24 protein-coding genes are annotated in these 26688 nt (G+C 67.9%); 10 read left to right on the forward strand and 14 right to left on the reverse strand.

Annotation, left to right across the window (positions count from 1 at the left end; genetic code table 11):
* The first annotated feature begins 13 nt into the window (after positions 1-13).
* Positions 14-874 carry an alpha/beta hydrolase family protein gene (locus NL1_RS18520; protein ID WP_067841023.1) on the forward strand — a complete coding sequence of 287 codons (861 nt, stop codon included), beginning with the start codon at positions 14-16 and terminating at the stop codon, positions 872-874.
* A 141-nt stretch (positions 875-1015) separates the two neighbouring features.
* Complete coding sequence (locus tag NL1_RS18525) at positions 1016-2371, forward strand: WS/DGAT/MGAT family O-acyltransferase (RefSeq protein ID WP_067841025.1); 1356 nt, start codon at positions 1016-1018, stop codon at positions 2369-2371.
* Positions 2372-2430: 59 nt separating this feature from the next.
* Here NL1_RS18525 and NL1_RS18530 read toward each other — a convergent pair whose 3' ends face one another.
* Complete coding sequence (locus NL1_RS18530) at positions 2431-4485, reverse strand: prolyl oligopeptidase family serine peptidase (protein WP_067841027.1); 2055 nt, start codon at positions 4483-4485, stop codon at positions 2431-2433.
* Between the two features lie 118 nt (positions 4486-4603).
* The gene (locus NL1_RS18535) at positions 4604-5149 is read right to left on the reverse strand and encodes an AMIN-like domain-containing (lipo)protein (protein ID WP_067841029.1); all 546 of its coding nucleotides are present in this window, start codon (positions 5147-5149) and stop codon (positions 4604-4606) included.
* A gap of 179 nt (positions 5150-5328) precedes the next feature.
* On the opposite strand from NL1_RS18535, the gene NL1_RS18540 reads away from it, so the two are divergent.
* Entirely contained in the window at positions 5329-6303 is a 975-nt protein-coding gene (locus NL1_RS18540) for a dipeptidase (protein WP_067841030.1), read from the forward strand.
* Between the two features lie 322 nt (positions 6304-6625).
* Here the strand turns inward: NL1_RS18540 and NL1_RS18545 are convergent, their stop codons facing one another.
* Complete coding sequence (locus NL1_RS18545) at positions 6626-7657, reverse strand: NADP-dependent oxidoreductase (RefSeq protein WP_067841032.1); 1032 nt, start codon at positions 7655-7657, stop codon at positions 6626-6628.
* Between the two features lie 796 nt (positions 7658-8453).
* On the opposite strand from NL1_RS18545, the gene NL1_RS18550 reads away from it, so the two are divergent.
* Complete coding sequence (locus NL1_RS18550) at positions 8454-9095, forward strand: maleylpyruvate isomerase family mycothiol-dependent enzyme (protein ID WP_067841034.1); 642 nt, start codon at positions 8454-8456, stop codon at positions 9093-9095.
* Positions 9096-9251: 156 nt separating this feature from the next.
* On the opposite strand, the gene NL1_RS18555 is transcribed toward NL1_RS18550, so the two are convergent.
* Positions 9252-10298 carry an AraC family transcriptional regulator gene (locus tag NL1_RS18555; protein WP_067841036.1) on the reverse strand — a complete coding sequence of 349 codons (1047 nt, stop codon included), beginning with the start codon at positions 10296-10298 and terminating at the stop codon, positions 9252-9254.
* 154 nt (positions 10299-10452) lie between these two features.
* On the opposite strand from NL1_RS18555, the gene lpdA reads away from it, so the two are divergent.
* Positions 10453-11853: a dihydrolipoyl dehydrogenase gene (gene lpdA, locus NL1_RS18560; RefSeq protein WP_067841038.1), complete on the forward strand. Its 1401-nt coding sequence runs from the start codon at positions 10453-10455 to the stop codon at positions 11851-11853.
* A 70-nt stretch (positions 11854-11923) separates the two neighbouring features.
* Positions 11924-12622, forward strand: a complete 699-nt coding sequence (locus NL1_RS18565) for a polysaccharide deacetylase family protein (RefSeq protein ID WP_067841040.1) — start codon at positions 11924-11926, stop codon at positions 12620-12622.
* 149 nt (positions 12623-12771) lie between these two features.
* Here the strand turns inward: NL1_RS18565 and NL1_RS18570 are convergent, their stop codons facing one another.
* Positions 12772-13188: a PPOX class F420-dependent oxidoreductase gene (locus NL1_RS18570; protein WP_067841042.1), complete on the reverse strand. Its 417-nt coding sequence runs from the start codon at positions 13186-13188 to the stop codon at positions 12772-12774.
* Between the two features lie 47 nt (positions 13189-13235).
* Complete coding sequence (locus tag NL1_RS18575; RefSeq protein ID WP_067841044.1) at positions 13236-13634, reverse strand: winged helix-turn-helix transcriptional regulator; 399 nt, start codon at positions 13632-13634, stop codon at positions 13236-13238.
* Positions 13635-13731: 97 nt separating this feature from the next.
* Between NL1_RS18575 and NL1_RS18580 the strand changes: the two genes are divergently transcribed.
* Positions 13732-14583, forward strand: coding sequence for an SDR family oxidoreductase (locus NL1_RS18580; protein WP_067841101.1), 852 nt, complete (start codon positions 13732-13734; stop codon positions 14581-14583).
* Between the two features lie 78 nt (positions 14584-14661).
* On the opposite strand, the gene NL1_RS18585 is transcribed toward NL1_RS18580, so the two are convergent.
* On the reverse strand, positions 14662-15039 hold the full coding sequence (locus tag NL1_RS18585; protein WP_067841045.1) for a VOC family protein: 378 nt from the start codon (positions 15037-15039) through the stop codon (positions 14662-14664).
* Between the two features lie 351 nt (positions 15040-15390).
* Between NL1_RS18585 and NL1_RS18590 the strand changes: the two genes are divergently transcribed.
* A complete protein-coding gene (locus tag NL1_RS18590) occupies positions 15391-16107 on the forward strand; it encodes a TetR/AcrR family transcriptional regulator C-terminal domain-containing protein (protein WP_067841103.1) in 717 nt (238 codons plus the stop codon).
* Between the two features lie 4 nt (positions 16108-16111).
* On the opposite strand, the gene NL1_RS18595 is transcribed toward NL1_RS18590, so the two are convergent.
* The gene (locus NL1_RS18595; RefSeq protein WP_067841047.1) at positions 16112-16657 is read right to left on the reverse strand and encodes a carboxymuconolactone decarboxylase family protein; all 546 of its coding nucleotides are present in this window, start codon (positions 16655-16657) and stop codon (positions 16112-16114) included.
* A gap of 219 nt (positions 16658-16876) precedes the next feature.
* Between NL1_RS18595 and NL1_RS18600 the strand changes: the two genes are divergently transcribed.
* The gene (locus NL1_RS18600) at positions 16877-17767 is read left to right on the forward strand and encodes a nuclease-related domain-containing protein (protein ID WP_067841049.1); all 891 of its coding nucleotides are present in this window, start codon (positions 16877-16879) and stop codon (positions 17765-17767) included.
* A gap of 6 nt (positions 17768-17773) precedes the next feature.
* Here the strand turns inward: NL1_RS18600 and urtE are convergent, their stop codons facing one another.
* From urtE to urtA, 5 genes are all read right to left on the reverse strand, one after another.
* Positions 17774-18466: an urea ABC transporter ATP-binding subunit UrtE gene (urtE, locus tag NL1_RS18605; RefSeq protein WP_067841051.1), complete on the reverse strand. Its 693-nt coding sequence runs from the start codon at positions 18464-18466 to the stop codon at positions 17774-17776.
* Entirely contained in the window at positions 18459-19298 is an 840-nt protein-coding gene (urtD, locus tag NL1_RS18610) for an urea ABC transporter ATP-binding protein UrtD (RefSeq protein WP_067841052.1), read from the reverse strand. Before urtD ends, urtE begins: the two co-directional genes overlap by 8 nt.
* Positions 19295-20458: an urea ABC transporter permease subunit UrtC gene (gene urtC, locus NL1_RS18615; protein ID WP_067841054.1), complete on the reverse strand. Its 1164-nt coding sequence runs from the start codon at positions 20456-20458 to the stop codon at positions 19295-19297. Before urtC ends, urtD begins: the two co-directional genes overlap by 4 nt.
* Positions 20455-21339, reverse strand: a complete 885-nt coding sequence (urtB, locus tag NL1_RS18620; RefSeq protein WP_067841056.1) for an urea ABC transporter permease subunit UrtB — start codon at positions 21337-21339, stop codon at positions 20455-20457. The genes urtC and urtB overlap by 4 nt, the downstream gene beginning before the upstream one ends.
* Positions 21340-21561: 222 nt before the next feature.
* The gene (gene urtA, locus NL1_RS18625; protein ID WP_067841058.1) at positions 21562-22833 is read right to left on the reverse strand and encodes an urea ABC transporter substrate-binding protein; all 1272 of its coding nucleotides are present in this window, start codon (positions 22831-22833) and stop codon (positions 21562-21564) included.
* A gap of 466 nt (positions 22834-23299) precedes the next feature.
* Between urtA and NL1_RS18630 the strand changes: the two genes are divergently transcribed.
* On the forward strand, positions 23300-25126 hold the full coding sequence (locus NL1_RS18630) for an acyl-CoA dehydrogenase (protein WP_067841104.1): 1827 nt from the start codon (positions 23300-23302) through the stop codon (positions 25124-25126).
* A gap of 90 nt (positions 25127-25216) precedes the next feature.
* On the opposite strand, the gene ramB is transcribed toward NL1_RS18630, so the two are convergent.
* Complete coding sequence (gene ramB, locus NL1_RS18635) at positions 25217-26623, reverse strand: acetate metabolism transcriptional regulator RamB (protein ID WP_067841060.1); 1407 nt, start codon at positions 26621-26623, stop codon at positions 25217-25219.
* Between the last annotated feature and the right edge of the window lie 65 nt (positions 26624-26688).

Raw genomic sequence — 26688 nt, forward strand, 5'->3', positions numbered from 1 at the left:
TAGCGTGCGCAGCATGGAGACAGTTCCGATCCAGGTGCCGGACGGCAGCACCATTCCGGTGCGGCTGGTTCCGGGCGAGGGTCAGCACCGGCATCCGGTCACGCTCGACGCGCCGCGTCCGGTCGTGGTGATCGTGCCCGGGCTCGGTGTGCCGGGCGCGTACTACGAAATGGTCGCCCAGCAGCTCGCCGCGCGCGGATTCGATGCCGCCATCGGCGAATTGCGCGGTAACGGCGACAGCCGCCCGCGGCCGAGCCCGACCAGCACCTACGGCTACCACGAGCTGGTGTCGGTGGACTTCCCCGCGATCTTCGAGGTGGTGCGCGACCGGTTCCCGGGAAGCACGCCGTATCTGCTCGGGCACAGCATGGGCGGCCAGCTCGCCGTCATGTACGCGGCGCGGATCCGCGGCAGGCTGGGCGGGGTGATTCTCGTCGCCTCGGGCACGCCGTACTACCGCGGCTATCGCGGATTGTTCAGTCCCGGCATGCTGTTCGGCACCGCGGCGGCCTCGCTGACCGCCAGCCTCGCCGGCTTCTGGCCGGGCGATCGGATCACGGTCGGCGGCTTCGGCCCCCAGTCGAAGGTGCTCATCTCCGACTGGGCGCGGCTGGCGCGCACCGGCCGCTTCGTTCCGGTCGGGGCCGACATCGACTACGAGGAACGCATCGCCCGGCTGAAGCTGCCGGTCCTCTCGGTCACCATCGAGGGCGACGAACTCACGCCGCGCGGCTCGGCCGAGCATCTACTCAGCAAGATGCCCGAGGCCGAGCTGACCACCTGGCATCAGCCGGAACGGTTGGGGCACAACGGCTGGATCCCGGATCCGAACTCCACCGTCGACCGAATCGAGAAGTGGCTGCGCGAGCGGTAGTCGTGCGGCGGGCTCAGCGGCCGATCGCCGACCGGCCCGCGAAGCCGTCGAGCATGCGGCCGTGGTAGACGCCACGGCGTGGCAGCTACGCTGGGCGAAGCGGTACATTGCTCCGACTCGGGTTCGGCAAGGGACGGACACATGGTCGAGTTCATTTCTCCACCTGACGCGATCTTCCTGGTGAACGAGTCACGGGAACACCCGATGCACGTGGGTTCCCTCCAGCTGTTCCAGCCGCCGGAGGGCGCCGGGCCTGATTTCATCAGGTCCATCCACGAACGGATGCGCGCAATGCCGGTGCGCAGGCGGGTGTTCCGCAAGCGCCCCGGCACCCTGCTCGGCGGCATCTCCAGCCTCACCTGGTACTACGACGACGAGGTGGATCTGGACTACCACCTGCGCCGCTCCGCGCTCCCAACACCGGGCCGGGTGCGGGAACTGCTCGACCTCACGTCCCGGTTGCACGGCGGCCTGCTCGACCGGTATCGGCCCCTGTGGGAGCAGCATCTGATCGAGGGGCTCGACGACGGCAGGCTCGCGGTCTACACCAAGGTCCACCACGCCCTGATCGACGGTATCGCGGCGCAACGCCTGTTGCAGCGCACGCTGAGCACCGACCCGCACGCGACCGACGTGCGGGTGCCGTGGAGCATCGAGAGCGAGCACGAACGCGGGCGGGGTCCGTCGCTGGCCGGGCGCGCGACGGGTGCGTTGCGCGGTCTCGGGAGACTCGCGCCGTCGACCCTGACCATGGCCAAGCAGGCATTCGTGGAACATCGGCTCGCGCTCCCGTTCGACGCGCCGGACTCCATGTTCAACGTCCCGATCGGCGGAGCGCGGCGCTGCGCGGCGCAGTCGTGGCCGCTGGCGCGGATACGGGCGGTGCAGGAGGCGGCCAGCGTCACCGTCAACGACGTGGTCCTCGCGATGTGCTCGGCGGCGCTGCGCGCCTACCTGCTCGAACACGACGCGCTACCGGATCGGTCGCTGATCGCGATGGTCCCGGTGTCGCTGCGGCAGGACGGCGCGGGCGAGGCGAGCGGCAACGCCGTGGGCACCATCCTGTGCACCCTCGGCACCGATCTGCCCGACCCGGGCGAGCGCCTGCGCACGATCAGCGCGTCGATGAGCGAGGGCAAACGATTGTTCGCGCAGATGCCGAAGGCGGAGGCGCTCGCGGTGTCCGCGCTGATGGTCGCGCCGCTCGGCCTGTCGAACGTCCCCGGTTTCGTCGCCATGACGCGCCCGCCGTTCAACATCGTGATCTCCAACGTGCCGGGGTCGCGCGAACCGATGTACTGGTACGGCGCGCGGCTGGACGGCAACTATCCGATGTCGATCGTGCTGGACGGCCAGGCACTCAACATCACCGTCACGTCCAACGCGGGCAACCTCGATTTCGGCGTGGTCGGCTGCCGCCGCAGCGTGCCGCACCTGCAACGCCTCCTCCGACACCTGGAGAACGGGCTGGCCGAGCTCGAGCACGCCACCGCGTAGTTCCCCCGACCTCGGCCGGACGCGGTTCGCGCCTGGCCGAGATCGGCAGGGTCAGCCGCCTATTCGCTTCGCTCCATGAGCATTTGGGTGAAGAACTCGTAGATGAGCGCGGCCTGGAACGCCATCTGCTTGTTGTCCGCCGCGCCGCCGTGGCCGCCCTCGATGTTCTCGTGGTACCAGAACGTGTGGCCCTGCTCCTCCAGCAGCGCCGCCATCTTGCGGGCGTGACCGGGGTGCACGCGGTCGTCGCGGGTGGAGGTGGTGAGCAGGATCGGCGGATAGCCGGCGTCGGCGCGGGTGTTCTGGTACGGCGAGTACTTGCCGATGTACTCCCACTCCTCCGGCTTGTCCGGGTCGCCGTACTCCGCCATCCACGAGGCGCCCGCCAGCAGCAGGTGGTAGCGCTTCATGTCGAGCAGCGGGACCTGGCAGACGATGGCGCCGAACAGCTCCGGATACCTGGTCAGCATCACGCCCATCAGCAGACCGCCGTTGCTGCCGCCCACCGCGCCGAGCTGTTCGGGCGTGGTGATGCCGCGATCGACGAGATCCCTGGCGATGGCCGCGAAATCCTCGTACACCTTGTGGCGGTTGGCTTTCTGCACCGAGGTGTGCCAATCCGGGCCGTACTCGCCGCCGCCACGGATGTTGGTCATCACCCAGGTGCCGCCGCGCTCCAGCCAGCCCATGCCGGAGGCGCCGCTGTAGGCGGGGGTGCGGGAGACCTCGAAGCCGCCATAGCCGGACATGACGGTGGGGCCGGGCGCGTCCTTGCGGTCACGATGCCGGATCACGAAGTACGGCACCATCGTTCCGTCGTCGGAACGGGCGAAGAACTGCTCGGTCTCGACGCCGTCCGCGTCGAAGAAGGCGGGCTCCTGCTTGAGCTGCTCGGTGCTGCCGCCGACCGCACTGGCCAGCAGCGTTGCGGGCGTGGTGAATCCGCTCGTGGTGAGCATGAACTCGTCGCCGCCCTCCAGCGGGTCCAGGTTCATGACGCTGGTCGTCGCCATCGGCGGGGTGTCGGCCAGCGGCTCGATGGCCCAACCGTCTGGTCCCGGGGTCAGCACGTGCAGTTTGGTCTGCACGTCTTGCAGGGTGATGAGCAGCAGGTGGTTCTCGGTCCAGCCGTAGCCGTGCAGCGAGGTGTGCGCGTCGGGGGTGAAGAGCACCTCGAATTCCCTTGCGCCCGAGAGGAAGCTCTCGAAATCGATGGTCAGCAGCGCGCCGGACGGATAGGTCACCCCGCCCACCTCCCACGGCGACTTCAGCCGGACCAGCAGCCAGTCCTTGTACCAGGATTCGCTCGCGTCGGTCGGCACGTCGATGTAGCGCAGCGTGCCGTCCGGCTCGATGAGGTACACCTCTTCGTTGAAGAAATCGGTGGCGCGGCCGACGAAATGGCGTTCGTAGCCGGGGGTGCGGTCGTAGCCTGCCGAGACCGCCACATCGTCCGCGGCGCCCTCGAAAACCGTTTCGGCGTCGGCGAGTTCGGTGCCGCGGTGCCAGCGCTTGGCGATGCGCGGATATCCGGACTCGGTCAGCGAACCCGGCCCGAAATCGGTGCCGACGTACACCGAGTCGACATCGATCCACCTGATCTCCGATTTGGCTTCGGGCAGGAAGTAGCCGCCGTCCGCCACATCGACGAATTCCCTTCGGTCGATGTCGAATTCGCGAACGACCTTGGCGTCGGCGCCGCCACGGGACAGGCTGATGAGCGCGCGCGACTGCTCGGGGCGCAGCACCGCCGCGCCGCCCCACACCCAGTTCTCGCTTTCGGCGGTGGCGAGGGCGTCCAGGTCGATCAGGACGTCCCACTCCGGCGATTCCTTGGCGTACTCGGCGAACGTGGTGCGACGCCACAGGCCACGCGGGTGTTCGGCGTCGCGCCAGAAGTTGTACAGCCAGCGGCCCCGGCGGCCCGGGTAGGCGATCTTGGTGTCGGTGTCGAGCATGTCGAGGATGCGATGCTCCAGGTCGGCGAACCGCTCGGTCGAGGCGAAGCGCTCCCCGACCACCTCGTTGTGCGCGCGCGCCCACGCCAGGGGCCGCTCGCCGGTCACTTCTTCGAGCCAGAGGTAAGGATCCGTCACGTTCTGCTCAACGCTCATGCCTGCGCCTCGCTGGCGCTCGGCTCCGGCATGCGCGAAGCGCGCTGGGACATGATTCGCTCACTGCGTTCCCTCATACCAATATTGTTGCTGAGCGACGTCGTCCCTGCGTGCGCGGTTACCAGAAGTGTGCGACGTCGAGCACGACTCGCGACCCACCGCCCGGCCCATCCAGCGTGAACACCCGGAACGGCAGCCGCGACCGCACGCCGAGACCGAAGGTGGTCTGACCTTCGAACGAACCAGCCCAGGCGACCTGACGGAAGGTCTGATAGCCGCCGACCCTCGCCAGTTCACCGCGATCGGCCGGGCGGTAGGTGCTGCTGCCCGCGTCGTCGTAGGCGGGTGCATGCACCGTCACGCTGAGGAACGCATCGCCGCGCAGCGGCACGGGCGCGCCCGACGCATCCATGGTCACCGAGCCGACATAGGCGGCCCGGTAGCCGGTCACCGGGCCCGCGACGTCGATGACCAGACGGTCGAAACATTGGTGGCGGCCGGAACGCACATTCGTGACCTGAGCGGTCGAGTGGCTCGGGTCCGACTTGTCCAGCGAACCCCAGACCAGGCCGCAGTAGGAGGGAGCCGCGAGAGCGGAGTTGGGGATGATCGAGAATCCGATTCCGGCGACCAGCGCGGAAATCAGAACGAGGAAGCGACGCACGTCGCACCGCCTTGGGCAGTGGGGGATGAAACAACCGGAAAATCGGTCGAATCGGACGTTTCGTTAGCCGCGATCGGGTCGCGGATCGGTCTCGAATTCACCTCGTGCGGGTGCGGACGGTTTTCGTCCGGCGGTGCTTCTAGGATCGGAATTCCTCACCGAGCGACAGGAGTCCGAATTTGCCGCCCTTCCTATGGGAACAGCACTGCTGTCTGCCGCTGCTGCCCTCCGCGGACATCGCGGAGCTGGCCAGGTACCCGCTCGGCTCGTACCTGTCGGTGAACATCGGATACTCCAGGCAGCGCACCGCGGACGCGCTGGCGCTGGTGCGGCAGTTCCGCCGGGATGCGTTGGCGGACGGGCGCTTCCGGCTAGTCGCCGGGCTGGACGACCTCGGCGACCCGGAGCGGATCGCGCTGGCCTTCGATCTCGAGGACTCCGGTCCGCTCGGCGGCGACCTGGACAACGTCGAGGTGTTCCACGACCTCGGGGTGCGCTCGCTGCTGCCGACCTACAACCACGCCAACGTGGCGGGCTGCGGTTGCCTGGATACCGAGGACACCGGCATCACCGCCTACGGTAAGGACCTGGTGCGCAAGCTCAACGAGGTCGGCGTGTTCGTCGACGGCGCGCACTGTTCCCGGCGCACCGGGCTCGACCTCTCCGCGTGCACCGCCGTGCCGATGATCTACAGCCACGCCAACTTCGCCGCGCTGTGGGATCACCCGCGCAACATCACCGACGATCAGGCCAGGGCCTGCGCCGAGACCGGCGGCGTCATCGGTATCAACGGCGTCGGAATCTTCCTGGGCCGCAACGAAGCAGGCGCGCAGGCGGAGCGCGTTGCGGCGATGGCCGACCACATTCGGTACGGTGCCGAACTGGTCGGCATCGAGCACATCGGCGTCGGCTCGGACTACTCCTTCGACGGCGCGGACTTCAATGCCGAACTCTTCGCCAACCCTGAGGCGTTCTCCGAGTCCTACACCAAATGGGGCCCGCTGCAATGGGTTCCGCCGGAAGACCTGCTCGGCCTCGGCGTGGGTGCCGGGCTCGACGCGGAACTTGCCGCGCGCGGCTTCACCGAGGACGAGCGGACCGCGGTATTCGGCGGGAACTTCCGGCGGGTCGCCGAGCAGGTCTGGCGGAACTGAGTTCGCTCGATCGCCCCAGGGTCACGAGTTCACCAAGGATGAGCGGGCCGCGCGGTGTTCCGCGAGACCTACCGCCGGCTCGGCGAGCAGGTTTGGCGGGACTGAGTTCGCTCGATCGCCCCAGGGTCACGAGTTCACCGAGGGCGAGCGGGCCGCGGGTGTTTGGCGGGGACTTCCGGCGGGTCGGCGAGCAGGTCTGGCGGAGCTGAGTTCGCTCGATCCGTCCCAGGTGCTCGGGTTCACCGGGGGGAGCGGGCTGCGGTGTTCGGCGGGAACTTCCGCTGGGGCGCCGAGCAGGTCTGGCGCGACCGAGTTCGCTCGATCACCCCAGGCGCACGAGCATCTTGCCGGTGTTGGCGCCGGACAGCACGCCGAGGAATGCGGCGGGCGCCTGCTCCAGACCTTCGTAGACGGTTTCCCTGGTGCGCAGGGTGCCGTCGGCGAGCCAGGCGGCGGCCTTGCCGATGTACTCCCCGAAGATCGGGAAGTAACTGCTCACCAGCATGCCGCGTAGCGAAACCTCATTGGTGGCAGCCAGATACAGATCGGGGCCAGGCTCGCCGGTCGCGCCGTTGTAGCCGCTGATCGCGCCGACCAGCGCGACGCGCCCCTTCGGTCGCATGGCCGCCACGGCGACGCGCAGGTGCTCACCGCCGACGCTGTCCAGGTAGACATCGATGCCCTCCGGCGCGGCCGCCGCGAGCTGTCCGGCCAGATCGCCCGCGCGGTAGTCGATGGCGGTGTCGAAACCGAATTCTTCCAGCAGCAGGGCCGTTTTCGCCGGACCGCCCGCCGAGCCGATCACCCGGCTCGCCCCCAGTGCCTTGGCGAGCTGACCTGCGACGCTGCCCACCGCACCCGCCGCCGCCGAGACGAAGACGGTATCGCCGGGCCGAACCGGCGCCACATCGGTGAGCGCCGCGTACGCGGTGAGCCCGGTGGTGCCCAGCGCGCCGAGGAAGTGCTGCGGCGCGGCCGCGGTCGTGTCGACCGGGGTCGCCAGCTCCGCGTCGAGAACCGCGTGCTCACGCCACCCCGCGAAGTGAGTCACCTGGGCGCCCACCGGAATCCGCGCCGAGCGCGAGGCAATCACCTCACCGACCGCAGAGCCCTCCATGGCCGCACCGACCTGGAACGGAGCGATATAGGACGGACGGTCATCCATCCGCCCCCGCATGTAAGGGTCGACCGACATCCAGGTATTGCGCACCAGGATCTGACCGTCGGCGAGCTCAGGGATCGGACGGGTCACCAGCGCGAAGTTCGCGGCGCTCGGCGCACCCTCGGGGCGCGCCGCCAACTGAATCTCCCGGGTACTGACGGGCAATGTGGCCGAAATCGACTGAGTAGTCATCTGTTTCGCACTTTCTCGAGAACCTCCCGGACAGTTCCATCCGGTACCGACGACGCTATGAGCCCGCAACCCAACTTCCCAGGCCCTCCACCGCCACCAACCGGCCCAAACACGCCACCATCCCGGCGCCCTCTCCGACCACCGCCGCAGGCCCGACCTCGCAGAGGCTTCATGCGCCTCGCAGGGGTTGCAACGTCTGCGAGGCGTGTGGAAGGTATGCGAGGCACGCGTCGCGCCCGGCGCTGTACGTCATCGGGTCGGCGCGGCGTACTTGGCGCTGAGGCCAGGCGCGGCCTCAGAAAGGGGTCCGCATGTCTCACAGGGTTGAGCGTTCTGTGATGCGTGTGGAAGGTATGTGAGGCGCGTGTCGCGTCGGCGCCGCATGTCATCGGCTCGGCGCAGGGGGAGTCCCCCGCTGCCACAAAGGGGCCGTACGCCTCACAGGCTCGAGTGCGCTGCGAAGCGTGTCGACGGTGTGTGGCGCGTTCTTCCGCCGTAGCTCACGGGTTGGGCGCCTCCGGGCTGTGCCCGCCGCTGTGGCAGGCGCGGCCTCACATAGGCGGTGCACGCTTCGCCGGGTTGAGCCTGGCTTTGTTCGCGATCTCTGACGGCGGTTGTTCACGAATCCTGACGGCGGCTGGAGAAGGGGTGGTGGGCGTGTCGCTCACGAATATCGACGGCAGTCCGAACGCGACAGCGCGTACGTGCGCCTAGTGGCCAGTGCGACCGGGCCGATGAGTTTCGGTGTTCGGACCCGTCGGTATCGGTGACAGACACTCGACCGGGAGAATCGACGATGGACCGTGACCTGATCCTGACCTGGGTGCGAGCGGAGCGACTCGCCCTCGCTGACTTCCTCGACAACCTGACCGAAACCGAATGGGCCCAGGACTCGCTGTGCTCCAGCTGGACCGTTCACGACGTGCTCGCCCACATCACCGTCCGGGACACCGTGTGGACCGCACTTGTGGGCATGATCCGTGCCCGGGGCAACTGGGATCGGATGACCGCCGAGCTGGCGCGCGAGCACGCCGCACGGTTCACGCCCACCCAGCTGATCGCACAGTTGCGGGAAGCCGCTGGCTCGGCCCACCGGGCACCCGGTGCGGGACCGGTGGATCCGTTGGTGGACATCATCGTGCATGGGCAGGACATCGCCCGTCCGCTCGGACGAAGCTGGCAGACACCGGCCGAGCGGGTCGTGGTCGCGCTCGACCATGTGCTCACCAGTAGGTTCTACGGTGCGCGGAAAGGGTTTCGCGGAGCGCGTTTGACTGCGACCGACACAGAGTGGACCTACGGAGACGGACTCGAGGAGATCAATGGGTCGGCAATCGATCTACTGCTCCTCGCGACAGGCCGTCAGGATTCACGAACACAACCTCCCCTGACACACCCGGTGCCGTCACGATTCACGGACAACCGACGTCAGACATGATGGACAAAACCATGAGCCCTCTGTGAAGTGCGTGGGCACATCGTGGCCAGCGCCGCACGTCGCCGGGGCGGCAGCGGGTACCGCTGCTCTGGCAGATGAGCCCGCACAAAGGCTTTGCAGGGCTGAGCCTTTGGGGGGAGTGGTGAGGGGCGCGAATCAGGTAGGCCGGGCGGAGGGGGGTGTGCCGGTCCAGCGGTGGAAGGCTTTGCGTAAGGCGCGGTCGTCGGCGAAGCCGAGCCGGGTTGCCACGGTCGCGGTTGTAAGCCCTTGGTCGAGGAGTGCTTTCGCGCGTTGGTAGCGGGCGAGGTCGACCTCGTGGCGCCACCCGGTGTCGTGTTCGGCAAGTTGACGCTGCAAGGTTCGTGGGCTCACGGCCAAGCGGCGGGCGACCTCGGCGAGCGACGGTTCGCCCTGCTCGAGGGTCGCGTCGAGGGCGAGGCGGAAGGCCTCCAGTGGGCCGGGGACCGGCTTGGCCGTCGCGAGCACCAGGTCGGCGTGGCTGCGCAGGAGGTCGGCGAGCATCGGGTCGGCGCGCAGCAGCGGGGCAGCGGCGTCGGCCGCGGTGAAGGTGATGGAGTCGGCGGGCGCGTCGAATTCGATGCGATCGGTGCCGAAGGCGGCGGTCAACGCGTCGTGGGTGGCGGGGGCGGACCGGCTGAAGGTGAGGCGGGCGGGGATCACCTGGCGGCCGGTCGCCTCGCGGGCGCGCCGCAGGTAGTAGGCGAGGACGTATTCGTTGACCACCGCGGCGACCGCGGGATCGTCGGCGCTGGTGCGGTAGCCGACGGTGAGCTCGCCGGGGTGATCCAGCTCGAAGCCCTCCGCGGCGGCGGTCACCAGCCGGTGATAGGGCTGGGCCGCCCACAGCGCGTCGGCCAGCGTCGGTCCGTTGGTGACGAGGTAATCCCAGGTCGTGAGGGTGCCGAGCGGGGCGGCTGCCGCCACCGCCAGACCGGTGCCCGGCTCCGGCCTGGTCTGCGCGAGCAACTCCCATAGATCGACCAGCGAGCGCAGCGGGATCCGGTTGAGTTCACCGGCCAGCGCGGCATCGTCGATCGCGGGAATGCGGGCCAGCCGAGCGGGGTCGGCGTTCGATAGCCGGACGACATCACGGACGAGGCGAACGAGATGAGTCGAGGTGGTGCCGTCGATCGGATCGAACGGACGGGCTGCGCCGACACCGCTCGATCCACCGTTCGCCACCAGCCCACAGTAGTGCGGTCCGGGCCGCTCACGCCCAGGTCGTCGCGGCGTTCGCGGCGCTCGTCGGAGCGGGACACGGCGGCCTGTGACCTGCATCTCACCTAGGCGGGGGCACGATGGGTGAACTCCCCGCAACAGAGTTAGGCTCGGTGACGTGACTTCCCACTACGATGTCGTCGTTCTCGGTGCTGGTCCCGGCGGATACGTCGCCGCGATCCGCGCCGCTCAACTCGGCCTGCGAACAGCGATCGTCGAGCAGAAATACTGGGGCGGTGTGTGCCTGAACGTGGGCTGCATCCCGTCGAAGGCGTTGCTGCGCAATGCCGAGCTCGCGCACATTTTCACCAAAGAAGCCAAGACCTTCGGCATTTCCGGTGAGGCGAGCTTCGACTTCGGCGCGGCGTTCGACCGCAGCCGCAAGGTGGCGGACGGCCGGGTCAAGGGCGTCCACTTCCTGATGAAGAAGAACAAGATCGACGAGTTCGACGGCAAGGGCACCTTCGTCGACGCGAACACGCTCGCGGTGGAGCTGTCCAAGGGCGGCACCGAGACCGTCACGTTCGACAACGTGATCATCGCGACGGGCACCGTCACCAAGCTGCTGCCCGGCACCCAGCTCAGCGCCAACGTCGTCACCTACGAAGAGCAGATCCTGACCAGGGACCTGCCCGGTTCGATCCTCATCGTCGGCGCCGGCGCGATCGGTATGGAGTTCGGCTACGTCCTGAAGAACTACGGCGTCGACGTGCGCATCGTGGAGTTCCTGGACCGCGCGCTGCCCAACGAGGACGCCGACGTCTCCAAGGAGATCACCAAGGCGTACAAGAAGCTCGGCATCACCATCACCACGGGTGCGGCCGTGCAGTCCATGAACGACGACGGATCCAAGGTCACCGTCACGATCAAGGACAACAAGACCGGCTCGGTGGAGACCGTCACCGTCGACAAGGTGCTGCAGGCCGTCGGCTTCGCGCCGCGGGTGGAGGGCTACGGCCTGGAGAACACCGGCGTGCAGCTCGAGCGCGGCGCCATCGCCATCGACGACTACATGCGCACCAACGTGCCGCACATCTACGCCATCGGTGACGTCACCGGCAAGCTGCAGCTCGCGCACGTCGCAGAGGCGCAGGGCGTGGTCGCGTCCGAGACCATCGGCGGCGCGGAGACCCTCACCCTCGGTGACTACCGGATGATGCCGCGCGCCACCTTCTGCCAGCCGCAGGTGGCCAGCTTCGGCCTCACCGAGGAGCAGGCGCGCGCCGAGGGCTATGACGTGAAGGTCGCGACCTTCCCGTTCACCGCCAACGGCAAGGCGCACGGCCTCGGCGACGCGACCGGTTTCGTGAAGCTGATCTCCGACGCCAAGTACGGCGAGCTGATCGGCGGCCACCTGATCGGACCCGACGTCTCGGAGCTGCTGCCCGAGCTGACCTTGGCCCAGAAGTGGGACCTCACGGTCAACGAACTCGCCCGCAACGTGCACACCCACCCGACGCTGAGCGAGGCGCTGCAGGAGGCCATCCACGGTCTCGCGGGTCACATGATCAACTTCTGAGTTACGGGAACGGTGGCGCTCGGCTGAAAGAGCCGAGCGCCACCGTTTTTCGTCGTGATATACAGCGAAGATGCTTCGCCGGTGGTTGGTCGGGTTCGCGCTCGCGCTCGTCCTGGTGGTGCTCATGGGAGTCGGCACCTATTACCTGATGAACTCGCGCACCTATCAGGTGGCGGGGCGGCTGGTGGATCGCGTCGACACCGCGGACAGAGTGGTCGCGCTGACGTTCGATGACGGACCCTCCGGTAACGCGCCCGCCGTGCTGAAAGTCCTTGCCGACGCGGGCGTTCCGGCCACGTTCTACCTGAACGGGCGGGATCTCGCGGCCCGTCCCGAGGCGGGCGGGGCGATCGCCGCCGCGGGCCACGAGATCGGCAACCACACCTACAACCACCGCCGCATGGTGTTCGTCTCCGACGAGACCGTGCGCGCCGAGATCGAGGACACCGACGCCGAGATCGCGAAAACCGGCTACCGCGGGCCCATCACCTTCCGCCCGCCCTACGGCAAGAAACTCTTTTCGCTGCCCGAATATCTCGCCGAGCACGACCGCACCACCGTCATGTGGGACGTCGAACCGGATTCCGGCAAGGTGGCTACCACTGACGAGATCGTCCGCGAAACGGTCGCCGAGGTTCGTCCCGGCTCGATCATCCTCCTGCACGTGATGAGCAACCCGGACTCCCTCGCCGCCATCCCGCGCATAGTCGCCGAACTACGTGCCGACGGCTACACCTTCCTCCCCGTCTCGCAGCTTCTCGCCCGCTGAGCGATGCCTGGCTCTCGGTGTCGCCAGCCAGTCCGTCGCGCGCAATAGCCGCGCCCGGCAGCCCTTCGGCGCACGCCCCGGCTTGCTCGCCGCGTCCACGGTGCGAACGGCGGTGGCGGCAGGCGTGGATCAGCCGGCGTTCGGCAGCGTCAGAGCATGCCGTAGGCGTTGGTGGGGGTGAAGCGGGCGAGGACGCGGCGTTCTTCGACCATGGCGCGTCGATAGTCGGACCAGTCGGGGTGTTCGCCGGAGACCGAGCGGTAGTAGGCGACGAGTTCGTCGACGGTGGGGTCGTCGGGGTCGGCGGCGACGGGGGTGAGTTCGACGGTGCCTTCGAGGACGGCGTAGGCGAAGAAATCGTCGCGGGTGACGTGCAGCGCGGCCCAGGGGTCGCGGCGCAGATTGTGGTATTTCGCGCGGTCGGCGGTGATGGAGATGCGGATGACATCGTCGTCCCCGACGACGTGCAGCACGTTGGACAGCTGCGGCCTGCCGTTGCGGCGGATGGTGGTGAGCACGGAGCGGCGGGCGGAACGGGCGAAATCGACGGCTTCGGAGAGTTCCATGTCACCTGCAACCGATCACCGGGCGCGGTCGTTCCCGGCCTGCGCGATCAATCGCGGTGGTAGGCGGCCTGGGCCTCGTGGACCCTCGGCATGTTCTTCTCCACCACCTGAATGAGCGCCTCGAGCTGATCGGCCACTTCGGCGCCGAGTTCGGTGAGGGTGTATTCGACGCGCGGCGGGATGGTCTCTTGGACCTCGCGGTGCACCATGCCGTCGCGTTCCAGGGCCTGCAGGGTCTGCGAGAGCATGCGTTCGCTCACACCGTCCACGCGCCTGCGCAGGGCGCTGAAGCGGTACGGCCCCTCCCGCAGCGCCACCAGGGCGAGGATGCCCCACCGGCTCGCCACATTCTGCAAAACCGGCCGCGACGTGCAGTTTCGCGCAAACACGTCGGCTTCCAGCGTCGGGTCGTCGGTCTCGTCCGACGGGGTGCGCTGGGTGTTCATGCCCTAAATGGTACCCACCTTGACCACAGTGGCGTCGGAATGCATAGTGCTTACGAATAGTTAGTACATGCAAAGCGGTAAACACCTGGAGGAAATCATGACCGTCGCCGTCGCAGGGGCAAGTGGACAGCTGGGCAGGCTCGTCGTCGAGGAACTGCTGCGCGCGGGCGCCACGCCCGTCGTCGCGATCGTGCGCGATCCGCGAAAAGTGGCCGACCTGGCCGAGCTCGGCGTCGACGTGCGCCAGGCCGACTACGGCGACGCCGCCGCGCTGGACCTCGCGCTGGCGGGTGTGGACCGGCTGCTGCTGGTCTCGGGCAACGAGTTCGGTGCGCGAGTCGCGCAGCACACCACCGTGATTCGCGCCGCCGAGCGGGCGGGCGTCCAGCTGCTCGCGTACACCAGCATCCCGGGCGCCACCGAGAACCCGCTGATCCTGGCGCAGGAACATCGCGGCACCGAGGCCGTGCTCGCCGAGGCGACCGTGCCGTACACGCTGCTGCGCAACAGCTGGTACTGGGAGAACTACCTGGGCGGTCTGGCGCACGCGGTGGAATCCGGCGTGCTGCACGGCGCAGCGGGCGAGGGTCGGGTGGCGGGCGCGTCCCGTGCGGACTACGCGGCGGCCGCCGCGCGCGTGCTCACCACCGACGGCCACGCGGGCCGGGTCTACGAGCTCGGCGGTGACGAGCGGCTCACCTATGCCGAACTGGCGCAGGCGATCTCGACGGCCGCGGGCAAGCCGGTGCGCTACGAGAACCTCGCCGAGGCGGACTACGCGGCCGTGCTCGAACAGGCCGGGCTGCCCGCCGGATACGCGAAGGCGCTGGCCGACGCGGACACCGGCATCGCCGCGGGCGTGCTCGACGTCGACTCCGGCGACCTACAGAAGCTGCTCGGCCGCCCGGCGACGTCGGCGGTCGAGGTGTTCCGCACCGCCCTCGCCTAAGGCGAGAACCGTTGCGCCGGTGTGCGATCCACGCGCGTGGACCGCACACCGGTGTTCGTCGTCATGCCCCGTTCGTCGTCATACCCACTGCACGAGCTGGATGAGGATTCCGTTCGGGTCCGACATCTGGAAGTACCGCTCGCCCCACTCCTCGGTCTCGATGGGCGTCACGATCGGCACTCCCTCGCCCTGGAGGCGGGCGTATTCGGCGTCGATGTCGTCGACCACGAACACCACGAGCAGCCCGTCGCCCGCGCTGCCCGCCGCGCTGGCCGGCTTGAAGGTCGACAGTCCGGTGCGCAGGTAGATGAGGTTCATCCCGGCGTCGGGCCGCTCGAGCGAGACGAACCCGTCGGCGGACATGCTCTCGGTGAACCCGAGATGGTCGATGACGAACTTCGCCGAGGCCTGCGGGTCGGCGACATTGAGCGAGATGGCGGAAGCGGTGATGTTCATACGTCCTCCTCGGAGCTCCGAACAAACTCTATACTTAGTACGCTGTACTTTGTAGAGAAATTTCCGGACGCCTGCACTATGAGCTGGATCACGCCGTTACGGTCGGGCGTCGGACGGGAGGAGTCAGGCGTGCGAGAGCATCCACGCGATGGAGACGCGGTCGGCGATTCGACCGAGCGCGGGGGCCGAGAATCGACACAGCGCAGTGGCAAGCAATCCGCACAGCGCGGCGGCCAGGAATCCACACAACGCAGCAGCGCGAAATCGACACGACGCGGCGCCGAGGGACCCGCCCAACGCGGAAGCTCGGCAGACCGCAGCAGCGCGGGCGATCCGGCGCGCACCCTCGAACTGCTGTGGCGCGTCCCGCCCGAGACCGCGCCCACCCGCGGCCCCAAACAGCGCAGCAGCGTGGACGCCGTGGTCGCGGCCGCCGTTCGCATCGCCGACGCGGACGGCATCGCCGCGCTCACCATGCGCGCCGTCGCGACCGAACTCGGTCTCACGCCGATGGCGACCTACACCTATGTCCCCGGCAAGGCCGAGCTGATCGACCTCATGCTGGACGCGGTCTACCGCGATATGCCGCGCGCCGAGCTGTCCGGCATGTCCTGGCGCGAGCGGGTCGCGACGATCGCGGCGGAGAACCGGGAGCTGCTGGCCGGGCATCCGTGGGTGGCGTACCTGCCGACCACCCGGCCCCCGCTCGGTCCCGGCCTCGCCGCGAAGTACGACCACGAGCTGCGCGCCTTCGAGGGCCTCGGCCTGACCGACGTCGACATGGACGCCGCGCTCACCTACGTGCTCGGTTTCGTGAACGCGGTGGCGCGCATCGCCATCGATACCGAACGGGCCGCCGCGGACAGCGCGCTCACCGATCGGCAGTGGTGGGAGCGGGCCGCTCCGGTGCTGGAGCGGGTTTTCGATGCCGAGCGGTACCCGCTGGCCGCCCGGGTCGGTGCCGCCGCGGGCGGTGCGCACGACGCCGCGTACAGCGCCCATCACGCCTACGAGTTCGGCTTGGCCCGGGTAGTGGACGGCTTGGCGCGGCTGATCGAGAAACGGTGAGCGCTCAGAGCCCGTCGCGCTGGATGCGCAGGGCGGTGATGGTCGAGGCCAGCCCCTCGTACTGATTGACAAGCAGCACGATCTCGATGAGGCTGCGCTCGTCGTAGTACGCGGCCAGTCGCGCCCAGCCTGCGTCGTCGATGTCGCGGGTCGCCACGAGCTGGTCGACCACCTCGAGCAGCACACGGTGCTTGTCCGACCAGCCGGGATCGGCGGGCCCGCTGCGCAGCCGTTCCAAGATCTCGGGGGTGACGCCCGCGCGACGGCCGAGCCGGATGTGATGGTCCATCTCGTACTCGCAGCGGCGCAGGTGGGCGACGCGAATGATGACAAGCTCGGATTCGTGCCTCGGCAGCCGCCCGCCCGGCATCAGCCGCCCCGAGTAGTGCAGCCAGCCGCGGAACAGTCCCTTGGTGCGGCCGAGCGTGCTGAACAGGTGCGCGTCGGAGGTGCCCGCGGCGCGGGAGAGCACCTGCCAGACAGCCCAATTCACCGGACCCAGTTCTTTGAGACGCCCCGGTGCGATCCGTGGTTGCGACATCGAAACCATGCTTCCGCCTTCCGCGCTGTGCGCGCCTCCCCGTGCGCCACGCCATCGTGGTCGGGTCCGGCGGCGTCGCGCTGGACCGAGAGCCGAGCCTACCCGCGCTTTCGGCTTTCCAGTGGTTTTCGCGGGTGCGGACCGGCATCATCAGTACCGGTGCGGACCGCCGGGGCCGTGGGCGGGCTGCGCCGCGAGTGCGAACAGGTTGAGCAGGGGTCGAGGCACATGCTGGTGAAAATCAGGCCCGGAGCGCAGCTCTCCGGTGCCGAGCAGGAATTCGTGGACTGCCTGAGGTCCTTTCCGACGACGGCGTTCGCGGCGATCGATGCGCACGTGGGGGACAACGGAACCCGTCAGATCGATGCGGTGCTGATCACCCCGCGCGGCATCACGGTGGTCGAGGTCAGGGGGTTCCGGCGGCGCCAGAGCGGCATTCTCAGCGCGCAGGCCGACGAGCCGTGGACGATCAGCGACACCCCCGCCGAATTCGACGACGAGAGCTCCGCGAACCCGACCGAACGCCTGGAGCAGGCCGTGTACGCGGTCAAGAGCAAACTCGAACGGGCGCTGATCGATCCGGGCCACGTGTGCGGCGTTGTCGCGCTGATTCCGTTGCGCGGCGTGGTGGTGCGCCCCGCTCGGACGAACCTGCGCTCCGGTATCGACGTCGTCGTGGCCAACGTGCCCGACGCCACCGAATTGCGTATCTACCTGGAGGGTTTCGCGGCCGGTCCGCGCAGCTGGAGCGCCGATCGGGTGATCTCGGCGGCCACCGCGCTCGGCGTGACGGCGCCCTCGCGGGCCGAACTGCTCGCCGACGGCTTCGACGAGCTGGCGCCGCATTCACATCTCCCCGCCGACGTCCCCGTCACTCCCGCGCCGCGCATCCCTCCTCCGCCGCCGCGCGGGCCGAGCCGCACCCAGCACGCGGCGACCTGGGCGGTCGTGGCAGCGGCCGTGATCGGCATGCTCGTGGTGTTCGGCGTCGTCGCCACGGCGGTGGCGCGGGACGAGCCGCGTCCCGATTCGGGGCAGGAGACCACCTCCACCACGGTGACCCCGTCCCCGCCGCCGTATCGCCCGCGCGACTGCTATCCGTTCCAAACGGACTGCTGAACGGCGTCAGATCGCCATCGCCGAGCGAACTTCGGTCTCCGCGCCCGCCCCGCCGTCGCCGGTGGAGGTGACCCGGCCGGATTGCAGCACGTAATACCGTTGCGCCGCTTGCAGAGCGAATCCGATGTGCTGCTCGACCAGCAGCACGCTCAACCCGCCCCTGGCCGTCAATTCGATGATGGTGCGCTCGATCTCGGCCACCACCGACGGCTGGATGCCCTCGGTCGGCTCGTCGAGGATGAGCAGCTTGGGCTCGGTGATCAGGGCGCGCGCGATGGCCAGCTGCTGGCGCTGACCGCCGGAGAGCAGACCGGCCTTGCGGCTCAACAGCTCTCGCAGTGCGGGGAACAGGTCGAGCGACTCGTCGATCAGCGCCTTGCCGCGCTTGCGCCCGTCGGCCACCACCTGCAGGTTCTCCGCGGTGGTGAGCTGCGGAAAACTCTGCTGGCCCTGCGGCACATACGCGATGCCGCGCTTGACCCGGCGCGAGGGCGAGAGTTTCGTGATCGTCTCGCCGTCGAAGGTGATCCGGCCGGACTTGGTGGCGAGCAGCCCGACCGCGGTGCGCAACAGCGTGGTCTTGCCCGCACCGTTGTGGCCCATGATCGCCACCACGCTGTCGTCGGGAACCGCTACCGACACACCGTGAATCACCTCGGTCCGGCCGTAGCCGGAATGGACGTCGACCAGTTCAAGCATCGGCGGACTCCTTGTTCTGCACCGTGGTTTCGTCTTCGAGCTCGGTGCCGATGGCCGCGGCGGTGCCGAGATAGACCTCCTGCACCTGCGGATCGGCCTGCACCTGCTCGACCGTGCCTTCGCTCAGCACCCGGCCGCCCGCGAGAACCGTCACCGAGGTGGCGAACGAGCGCATGAACTCCATGTCGTGCTCGACCACCACCACGACGCGCTCCGCCCCGATGCGGCGCAGCAGGTTTCCGGTCTCTTCTCGCTCCTCGGCGCTCATGCCGGCGACCGGTTCGTCGAGCAGCAGCACGGCGGCGTTCTGCACGAGCAGCATGCCGATCTCCAGCCACTGCTTCTGGCCGTGTGCGAGCACGCCCGCCGGTTGGTCGCGCAGGGCGGCGAGACCGGTGATCTCCAGCGCCTCTTCGATACTCGGCAGCACGGACTTGCGCCTGCGCAACAGGGTCAGCGGCGAACGACCGGCGCCCGCCGCGATATCCAGGTTCTGCAGGACGCTGAGCTGCTCGAACACGCTGGCGGTCTGGAAGGTGCGCCCGACGCCGAGGCGGGCGATCTGGTGCACCTTCTTGCCGAGCAGTTCGGTCCCGGACTTCTGCGCCGAACCCGTGGCGGGGACGAGGCCGGTGATCGCGTCGATGAGCGTGGTCTTGCCCGCGCCGTTGGGACCGATCAGGAAGCGCAGATCGCCTTGCAGCACCGTCAGATCCACGTCGGCGACCGCCTGGAAGCCGTCGAAACTCACCGAGAGACCACGGATTTCGAGGTACTCGCTGTCCATGCCCGCGTTGCCGCCGAGCTTGGGTTCACTCGTCGATGTCGTCATCGGGATTCCACCTTCTCCTCGGCGAGCTGCTGTTCGGCGGGTGCGGCGTCGTCCGGCGGCGGGCTCTCGCGCACAGTGACCGAGCCGGTGCGCCGGAACCTGCTCTCCAGCACGCCTTTCAGCATCGGCCAGACGCCCGCGAGCCCCGCCGGGACGAACCCGACGACCACGATGAACAGCACACCCTGCAGGTAGGTCCAGCCGGACGGGAACTGTTCGGAGAACGCGGTCTGCGCCCACGCCACGCCGATCGCGCCGAGCACCGGACCGAGCAGGGTGGTGCGTCCGCCGATCGCGACGCCGATCAGGAAGGCAATGGAGGGCACCACCCCGATGTCGGCGGGGGAGATGATGCCGACGATCGGCGTGAACAGGGCGCCCGCGATGCCCGCGAAGAAGGCGGCGACGACGTACGCGACGATCTTGATGTTGGCCGGGTCGTAGCCGAGGAAGCGCACCCGCTCCTCCTGATCGCGCACCGCGACGAGCAGTTCGCCGTAGCGGCTGTGCATCAACTGGCGGACCAGCGCGACCACCACCAGCAGCGTGCCCGCCGCGATGAAGAACAGCATCTGCCGATTGACCGGGTCCGACAGCTTGAAACCGAAGAAGGCGCGGAAGTCCGAGAGCCCGGTGAAGCCGCCGAGCGCCTGCTGACCGGTGAGCAGAATGGCCAGCGCGGCGGCCAGTGCCTGGCTCAGGATGGCGAAGTAGGCGCCCTTGACCCGTCGCTTGAACACGCCGTAGCCGAGCACCGCCGCGACCAGCGCTGGCAGCACCAGAATGCCGATGATCGCCACCGGTGCGGACGCGAAAGGCTGCCAGAATCCGGGCAATTCGCGGATGCCCGAGATCTCCATGAACTCGGGAACGTCGTTGCCGAGCCGGGCGGCGTCGGCCATTTGCAGGTGCATCGCCATCAAATACGCGCCGATGCCGAAGAACACGCCCTGGCCGAGGGTCAGCATGCCGCCGCGCCCCCACGCCAAGCCGATGCCCGCGGCCACGATCGCGAAACACAAGAACTTCGCGAGCAGGTTCAGCCGGAAGTCGCTGAGCACCGCCGGGGCCACCGCGAACAGCAGGACCGCCGCGAGGGCGAAACCGCCGAGCGCGGTCAGCGAGGAGTGCTCACGCCAGTGTCTGGTCAGCGTGGTCATGCCAAACTCCTTGTCCGGACGGTGAACAGGCCCTGCGGACGGACCTGCAAGAAGACGACGATCAGCACGAAGACGACGACTTTCGCGATGGACGCGGTGGTCTCGTACTCGATGTAGGAATTGAGCAGCCCGAGCGCGAACGCCGCGATCACCGTGCCCTTGATCTGACCGAGGCCGCCGATCACCACCACGAGGAACGCGTCGATCAGATAGCTCTGACCGATGGTGGGGCTCGTCGAGCCGATCAGGGTCAGCGCGACGCCCGCGACGCCCGCCAGACCGGAACCGATGAAGAAGGTGCCGATATCGGTGAAACGGCTGGAGACGCCACTGGTTTCGGCCAGTCCGCGGTTCTGCACCACGGCGCGAATGCGCCTGCCGAGCGGTGTCGTCTTCAGCACCGTCGCCAGCGCCGTCACCGCGAGAATTGCGAGGACCAGGATGAAGATGCGTGTCTTCGGCACGACCGCGCCCATGATGGTGACGCCGCCGCTGAGCCACTCGGGGGCCAGCACGTTCTTGGCGGGCGCGCCGAAGATGTCGCGAGCGAACTGCTGCAACACCAGGCCGACGCCGAAGGTGACGAGCAGGGTGTCCAATGGGCGGTCGTACATCCAGCGGATCAGGCCCATCTCCAGCACCGCGCCCAGCGCGCCGCCGACCAGGAACCCGACCACCAGCGACACCAGCAGCGAGACCCCCGCCGACGAGATCACCTTCTGCACAACGTAGGTCGTGTAACAGCCGGCCATGATGAACTCGCCGTGCGCCATGTTGATCACGCCCATCTGGCCGAAGGTGAGCGAGAGGCCGAGGGCGGCGAGCAGCAGAATCGATCCAAGGCTCAACCCCGTGAAGAGCTGGCCGATCAACACGTCCATGAGTGGTCCCTCCTGTGTTGTTGGCGCGCTGGCGCGCGCGTGTTCGCGGCCTTCTATGTCTCGCTTCCGAGCGGTCGAGACTCGCGACTTCGTCGCATGCGCTTCGACCACTCGGAAGCGAGACGGCCGCGAACGGGCTCGTAAGACTCGCCCCGGAAGTGGCTGGGAGTGCGACGACGTGGGTTCCGCATCAGCCGGTACCGGGAGCAGCGGAGGACGTCGTTACAGGCCCTTGGCCCAGTCGTAGGACTTCAGGTACGGGTCCGGCTGGATGGGCTTGCCGGAGTCCCACACCGTGTAGATCAGGCCGTCGGCGCGGATCTCGCCGATGCGGGCGGTCTTGGTGATGTGGTGGTTGGAGCCGTCGATGGTGACCAGGCCCTCCGGCGCCTCGAAGCTGACGCCGTCGGCCGCGGCCTGGATGTCCTCGACCTTGAACGAGTTGGCCTTCTCGACGGTGTTCTTCCACAGGTAGACCGAGGCGTAGGCGGCCTCCATCGGATCCGAAGTGGGCTTGCCGGCGCCGAAGGCGGCCTTGTACGCGTCGACGAACGCCTTGTTCTGCGGGGAGTCGACCGTCTGGTAGTAGTTCCACGCCGTCAGCTGGCCCGCGATGTTCTGCGCGCCGATGCCCGCGACCTCTTCCTCGGCGATGGATACCGAAACCACCGGCATCTCAGCGGCTTTCAGGCCCGCGTTGGTGTACTCGCGGAAGAACGCCACGTTGGAGTCGCCGTTGAGGGTGTTGAAGACCGCGCCCGCCTTGGCGTTTCGCACCTTGTTCACGATGGTCGAGAAGTCGGTGGAGCCCAGCGGCGTGTAGTCCTCGCCCTTGATCTCGATGCCGTTGGCCGCGGCGTACGCCTTGATCTCGCGGTTGGCGGTCTGCGGGAAGACGTAGTCGGAGCCGACCAGGTACAGGGACGTGATGCCCTTCTGCTTCAGGTAATCCAGCGCGGGCACGATCTGCTGGTTGGTGGTGGCGCCGGTGTAGAAGATGTTCTTGCTGTCCTCGAGGCCCTCGTACTGGACGGGGTAGTAGAGCAGCGAGTTCAGGTTCTCGAACTTGGGCTTCATGGCCTTGCGGCTCGACGAGGTCCAGCCGCCGAACACCGCAGCGACACAGTCGGAGCTGATGAGCTTTTCGGCCTTCTCCGCGAAGGTCTTCGGGTCTGAAGCGCCGTCCTCGAGCACCAGCTCGATCTTCTTGCCGAGCACGCCGCCCGCGGCGTTGATCTGGTCGACGGCCAGCTTGGTGGAGTTGGCGACGGTGACCTCGGAAATGGCCATGGTGCCCGAGAGCGAATGCAGCGAACCGACCTTGATGGTGCCGGTGGAGGTGTCGACGCAGGAAGCGGCGTTGGAGCCGGTCGCGGCGTCGTCCTTGGCGCCGCAGGCGGTCAGCAACAGTGCGGCGAGCGCCAGCGCGGTCGGGGCGGCAAGCGCTCTGGTCAGGTGGGAACGATGCCGATGCGCGGCACGAGAATCTGACATGGGGCGGACCCTCTCACTTCCTCATCAGGTGTCGGCGGCGCTGGCCGCGCCGCGCCGAATACGCCGTGTTTGCCCCGGTCACGGCTGTCGACCGGGGTGTATACAACGCCATATTCGTGGTGCGAAGAGTAGACAGAAGTTGTTGCGCCGGAATATCTCTCGGTGACGAGTCCGTTGCCGACGTTTCGTCCGTGTGAATCCTTTCCGGCAAGCGATGGGTGAACGACAGTGAGGTCCGTAGCCGGCTCGTAGATATGCCTCGGGTCACCTACGGTTCCGTAGGGGCGGTCGCACCTGTGTTCGCTCCGGCGCAGGCGGTAGGCGGACTTCTTCGTGCGGTGTTCGCTCCGGGTTTTCCCTACGGTTGCGTAGCCGATTCGCCGTGCGGCAGGCTGCGATTTGTACATCGTCAGAAGCGCCGGAGCGGTGCAGCGGTGGGCACGGCGCGCGAGTCGAGGAGGACATGGTGGGGCACTACAAGGCGAACGTGCGTGACATCGAATTCAACCTTTTCGAGGTACTCGGGCTGGACAAGCTCCTCGATACCGGCGCCTACGGCGACCTCGACTCCGACACCGTGCGCGAGATTCTCGCCGAGGTGAAGCGCCTGGCCGAGGGCCCGATCGCGGACTCCTTCGCCGCGGCCGACCGGGAGCCGGTGGTCTACGACGCGAGCACCTTCGAGATCTCCGTACCCGAACCGTTGCGCAAGACCGTCGCGGCGGTGCGCGATGCCGACTGGGGCAGGCTCGGCATGCCGGAGGGCATGGGTGGCACGGCCGCGCCCAACGCGGTGGTCTGGGCGGTCAACGAGATGATCACCTGCGCCAATCCGTCGGCCAGCTTCTTCAGCATGGGCTCTGTGATGTCGTCGGTGCTGTTCAACGTCGGCAACGAGCAGCAGAAGCACTGGGCCACCCTCGGCTACGAGAAGGGCTGGCAGGGCACCATGGTGCTGACCGAGCCGGACGCGGGCTCCGACGTCGGCGCGGGCCGCACCAAGGCGATCGCGCAAGAGGACGGCTCCTGGCACATCGAGGGCGTGAAGCGGTTCATCTCGGGCGGCGACGTGGGCGATACGGCCGAGAACGTCTTCCACCTCGTGCTGGCCCGCCCTGAGGGCGCAAGCCCGGGGACCAAGGGCCTGTCGCTGTTCTACGTGCCGAAGTTCCTGTTCGACCACGAGACGCTCGAACTGGGCGACCGCAACGGCGTCTACGTGACGGGCGTCGAGCACAAGATGGGCCTGAAGTCCTCGCCGACCTGTGAGCTGACTTTCGGCGGCGCGGTCCCCGCCAAGGGCTGGCTGGTCGGCGACGTGCACAACGGCATCGCACAGATGTTCCAGGTGATCGAGAACGCCCGGATGATGGTCGGCGTCAAATCCTCCGGCACCCTCTCGACCGGCTACCTGAACGCGCTGGATTACGCCAAGGAGCGCGTGCAGGGTGCGGACCTGACGCAGATGGCGGACAAGGAGGCGCAGCGCGTCACCATCACCCGCCATCCGGACGTGCGCCGTTCACTGGCGATGCAGAAGGCCTACGCGGAGGGGCTGCGCGCGGTGTACCTCTACACCGCCGCCCACCAGAATGCCGATGTGGCGCAGTTGGTTTCGGGTGCGGACGCGGAACTGGCGCATCGGGTGGACGATTTGCTGCTGCCCATCGTGAAGGGCGTCGGCTCGGAGCGGGCCTACCAGTACCTGACGGAATCCCTGCAGACGCTCGGCGGTTCGGGATACTTGCAGGACTACCCGATCGAGCAGTACATCCGCGACGCCAAGATCGACTCGCTCTACGAGGGCACCACCGCGATCCAGGCGCAGGACTTCTTCTTCCGCAAGATCATTCGGGACAAGGGCGCTGCGCTCGCGCACGTCGACGGCCGGATCACCGCCTTCCTCGGCGCCACCAGCGGGCGCTTCGAAACCGAGCGGGAACTGCTGCGCACCGCGCAGGCCGACGTGCAGGCGATGGCCGCGACACTCACCGGATTCGTGATGGCGGCCCAGCAGTCGCCCGCCGAGCTGTACAAGGTCGGCCTCGGCTCCGTGCGCTTCCTGCTCGCCGTCGGCGACCTGCTCATCGGCTGGCGACTGCTCGTCCAAGCCGAAATCGCCGCCTCCGCACTGGCCGGCGACGCGGACGCCAAGGACCGGTCGTTCTATGCCGGAAAGGTCGCGGTGGCAAGCTTCTTCGCGAAGAACGTGCTGCCACAGCTGACTGCGACGCGGAAAGTCCTCGCCGCTATCGACAACGACATCATGGAGATGGACGAGGCGGCGTTCTGAGTCCGGGTTCCGGAGAGGCGACCGTTCGGTCCGGGCGCTGCCCATGGTGGTGGCGCTCGGGCCGATCTCACTGGGCTGCGGCGGCGGAATTCACTTCAGCACGTAGGGGGACACCGAGCTGCGGTGCTCGCTGATGTCGAGCACCTTGCCGAGCGGAGGGAAGGCGCGTTGCGGGCAGTTGGCGCGCTCGCAGACGCGGCAGCCCGCGCCGATGGGGGTCGCTTGCACCTCGTCGAGGTCGATGCCGTCGGCGTAGACGACCCGGCCGGCATGGCGCAGCTCGCAGCCGAGGCCGATGGCGAAGGTCTTGCTCGGCTGGCCGTAGCGGGTGGCGCGCCGCTCGACGGTGCGGGCGATCCAGAGGTATTTGCGTCCGTCGGGCATCTGCGCGATCTGGGTCATGATCTTGCCGGGGTAGGCGAAGGTCTCGTAGACGTTCCACAGCGGGCAGGTGCCGCCGCTGGAGGAGAAGTGAAAACCGGTGGCGGACTGGCGCTTCGACATATTGCCCGCCCGGTCGACTCGGACGAAGGAGAACGGTACGCCGCGCAGCTTGGGCCGTTGCAGGGTGGACAGCCGGTGGCAAATCGTCTCGTAACTCTGGGTGAAGAACGCCGAGAGTCGCTCGATGTCGTAGCGGAAGTCCTCGGCCACCTCGTGAAACTGCGTGTAGGGCAAGACGGTCGCGGCGGCGAAGTAATTGGCAAGGCCGAGCATTGCCAGTTTGCGGGTGTCCTCGGAGGCGAAATTGCCCTCTTCCACCAGCTTTTCGAGCAGATCGCCGCATTCGAAGTAGGCGAGCTCGGCGGCGAGTTTGAAGGTGCGCTGTCCGCCGGACAGGTGCGGTGCGATCTCCAGGACCCGGGACTCGGTGTCGTAGCGGTGCAGCACGCCTTCGCCCAGATCGATGCGCTCGGTGATCCGCACGTCGTGCGAGCGCAACCTGCGCGCGATCTCGCTGGGCACATCGCCGCCGTGGAATCGGATGCGGGCCGTGAGTTCCTCTGCGGCGGTGTCCAATTGGTGGATGTAGTTCTGCCGCTGATAGAAGTAGTCGCGCACTTCCTCGTGCGGCTTGCTGATGGTGGCGCTGCCCGCGCCGTCGGCGAAACGGTCCTCGGTGGCGGCCGCGAGCTGCGCGCTGGTGTTGCGGTAGCGGTTGTGCATGGCGACCATCGCGCGGGCGATGCTCGGGTGCGCGGAGACCATGTCGGCGATTTCCTGGGTGTCGGCCTCGATGCCCAGCTCCTGGTCCATGACGACCTCTTGCAGCTCGGCGATGAGCCGGGTGTCGTCGGCGGAGGAGAAGAAGGTCGCGTCCACCCCGAAGACTTCGCTGATCTTCAGCAGCACCGGCACGGTGAGCGGGCGAACATCGTGTTCGATCTGGTTCAGGTAGCTGGCCGAGATCTCCAGCTTCTGCGCCAGCGAGACCTGGCTCAACCCCCGTTCGGTGCGCAGCTGACGCAGCCGTGCGCCGACGTACGTTTTGGCCATATGTCCAGTTTATGGGGTGTTTTGCAGCCTTGCCAATCGAAATTAACAGCGGAGCTGAGCTATAT

It is taken from the genome of Nocardia lijiangensis NBRC 108240, assembly GCF_001613045.1.
Lineage (GTDB): Bacteria > Actinomycetota > Actinomycetes > Mycobacteriales > Mycobacteriaceae > Nocardia > Nocardia lijiangensis.

Coding starts and splice junctions, on each gene's coding strand:
- NL1_RS18595 (WP_067841047.1), bottom strand. CDS start 16,657: ATGGTTTCGATGTCGCAACCACGGATCGCACCGGGGCGTCTCAAAGAA.
- NL1_RS18530 (WP_067841027.1), bottom strand. CDS start 4,485: ATGAGCGTTGAGCAGAACGTGACGGATCCTTACCTCTGGCTCGAAGAA.
- NL1_RS18585 (WP_067841045.1), bottom strand. CDS start 15,039: ATGAACATCACCGCTTCCGCCATCTCGCTCAATGTCGCCGACCCGCAG.
- ramB (WP_067841060.1), bottom strand. CDS start 26,623: ATGGCCAAAACGTACGTCGGCGCACGGCTGCGTCAGCTGCGCACCGAA.
- NL1_RS18565 (WP_067841040.1), top strand. CDS start 11,924: ATGCTTCGCCGGTGGTTGGTCGGGTTCGCGCTCGCGCTCGTCCTGGTG.
- urtD (WP_067841052.1), bottom strand. CDS start 19,298: ATGACGACATCGACGAGTGAACCCAAGCTCGGCGGCAACGCGGGCATG.
- NL1_RS18580 (WP_067841101.1), top strand. CDS start 13,732: ATGACCGTCGCCGTCGCAGGGGCAAGTGGACAGCTGGGCAGGCTCGTC.
- urtE (WP_067841051.1), bottom strand. CDS start 18,466: ATGCTTGAACTGGTCGACGTCCATTCCGGCTACGGCCGGACCGAGGTG.
- NL1_RS18545 (WP_067841032.1), bottom strand. CDS start 7,657: ATGACTACTCAGTCGATTTCGGCCACATTGCCCGTCAGTACCCGGGAG.
- NL1_RS18550 (WP_067841034.1), top strand. CDS start 8,454: ATGGACCGTGACCTGATCCTGACCTGGGTGCGAGCGGAGCGACTCGCC.
- urtB (WP_067841056.1), bottom strand. CDS start 21,339: ATGGACGTGTTGATCGGCCAGCTCTTCACGGGGTTGAGCCTTGGATCG.
- urtC (WP_067841054.1), bottom strand. CDS start 20,458: ATGACCACGCTGACCAGACACTGGCGTGAGCACTCCTCGCTGACCGCG.
- NL1_RS18525 (WP_067841025.1), top strand. CDS start 1,016: ATGGTCGAGTTCATTTCTCCACCTGACGCGATCTTCCTGGTGAACGAG.
- NL1_RS18575 (WP_067841044.1), bottom strand. CDS start 13,634: ATGAACACCCAGCGCACCCCGTCGGACGAGACCGACGACCCGACGCTG.
- urtA (WP_067841058.1), bottom strand. CDS start 22,833: ATGTCAGATTCTCGTGCCGCGCATCGGCATCGTTCCCACCTGACCAGA.
- NL1_RS18570 (WP_067841042.1), bottom strand. CDS start 13,188: ATGGAACTCTCCGAAGCCGTCGATTTCGCCCGTTCCGCCCGCCGCTCC.
- NL1_RS18520 (WP_067841023.1), top strand. CDS start 14: ATGGAGACAGTTCCGATCCAGGTGCCGGACGGCAGCACCATTCCGGTG.
- NL1_RS18600 (WP_067841049.1), top strand. CDS start 16,877: ATGCTGGTGAAAATCAGGCCCGGAGCGCAGCTCTCCGGTGCCGAGCAG.